The organism is Streptomyces niveiscabiei (assembly GCF_001419795.1).
Taxonomy (GTDB): domain Bacteria; phylum Actinomycetota; class Actinomycetes; order Streptomycetales; family Streptomycetaceae; genus Streptomyces; species Streptomyces niveiscabiei.
Window position 1 is genome coordinate 1 of record NZ_LIRL01001303.1, and the last position, 1,540, is coordinate 1,540.

Annotated in this window: 1 protein-coding gene and 1 pseudogene; one reads left to right on the forward strand and one right to left on the reverse strand. The window is 68.2% G+C overall.

Going from position 1 to position 1,540, the window contains the following annotated elements; genetic code table 11:
• The first annotated feature begins 33 nt into the window (after positions 1–33).
• Entirely contained in the window at positions 34–537 is a 504-nt protein-coding gene (locus tag AOK24_RS43390) for a hypothetical protein (protein ID WP_055725334.1), read from the forward strand.
• Positions 538–1,174: 637 nt separating this feature from the next.
• On the opposite strand, the pseudogene AOK24_RS43395 reads toward AOK24_RS43390, so the two are convergent.
• Positions 1,175–1,540: pseudogene (locus AOK24_RS43395) on the reverse strand (hypothetical protein); the annotation flags it as partial.

Below are 1,540 nucleotides of genomic sequence, written 5' to 3' on the forward strand. Positions count from 1 at the left end.
GGGTACGACAGACCGTCCGACACGAGGAGAGTCATGCGACGAACCGCACTCGCGCCGTTGGTACTTGCCGCCGCCCTGCTGGGGGCGCCGGCCGCGCACGCGGACACCGGTTGGGAGCCGGCGCCGTCCGCGCCGTGGGACGTCGCCGCCGGGGTGCGGTGCGGCTTCCCCGTGCACGGCGAGCCCGTCGTCGACGAGGTGGTGCGCCGCGTGCTGGCGACCCGGCCCGACGGCACCGCCCAACGCATGGTCTACCGGGGCAAGTTGGTCGTCCGGCTCACGAACACCGAGACCGGTTCCTTCTACGACGCCGACGTGAGCGGCACGGCGCTCGTCGAACTCCGGGACGACGGCGGCCAGTTGTGGGAGGTGCGCGGCCCGGTGCTGGTGGGCGTCGGTGAGGGGAACCTGCCGCGCGGCCTGTACGTCGTCGACGGGGTGTACACGCTGGACATCGACGCCGCCGGGCGCAAGGCCGTGCACCTGGCGCGGGGGACGGTGGACGACCTCTGCGCGCGGATCGCCCGCGACGGCTGACCAGAGGACCGCCAACTCCCCTGCGTGATGCGGGAGTCCGGGCGGGGACCGCGGTCCGCCGCGAACACGTAGAGGCGCAGGACGACGAAGCGGCCCAGGCCGGCCAGGCCGGAGGCCCCGAGGTAGACGGCCTGTTCGGTCAGCGCGCCGGAGGCGGGGTGCGTCAGGTGCAGGACGAACATCGCGGCGCCGGTCGCCAGATAGGCGGCGACGGCCGAGCCGGCCGACTGCCAGTGCTCCCGCCATCCGGCTCCACGCCCCTTGCGGAAGGTGAGGCGCGCGTGGAGTTCGGTGCACAGCAGGGTGGAGGCGGCGGTGACGACCGCGTTCGCGACCGCCCAGGGGACGACCACGGCCAGCTGCGGCACCGCGAAGGAGCACAGGACCCCGACACCACCACCGAGGACCACGAACCGCAGGAAGGAGGCGAGGGCCGACATGTGGGTCTCCTTTTCCGAAGGTTCGTGTTTCTCGTTTCGGAAAAGCTACGTTGCGTTAGAAGATCAGGCAACTGTCTTATTGCAATGAATTAGCATCATTGCAGCTCAGAGTAGATAAATCGTTGCAATGAATGGAAGCTCAACGCAACAAACTGCATCCACATGCGTTGCATTGGATGAGCCGTGAAGGCAAAGCCTCAACGCTCCACGGCGAGGACCTCTCCCAACTCTGCTTCCCCGTGGAACCACTTGGCGTCGGACTCGTTCAACGCGAGCCAGCCGCCTGCTTTTTCGTACGTACCGATGCCTTCCGTGTTGTACGAGTCGGACGCGCCGATGTAGACGGGTCGCCCGTCGGCGTCGACGAGTTCGACCGCGAAGGCGATGACCGCGTTGTAGCGGGTGCCGTCGGTGGTGTTGGTGACGGTCACGGTCTTGGTGCCGGGCTTTCCACCGACCGTCAACGGGCCTTTGAACGTAGGTGAGTTGTCGAAGCCCGAGGCGAGTTCCATGCGTCTGCCGTCGATGGTCAGGGTGCGGCCGGCGAGGTCGACGGCGCCGGT

Bases quoted from the DNA above. Each gene is read 5' to 3' on its own strand.
- AOK24_RS43390 (WP_055725334.1), top strand. From the start codon at position 34: ATGCGACGAACCGCACTCGCGCCGTTGGTACTTGCCGCCGCCCTGCTG.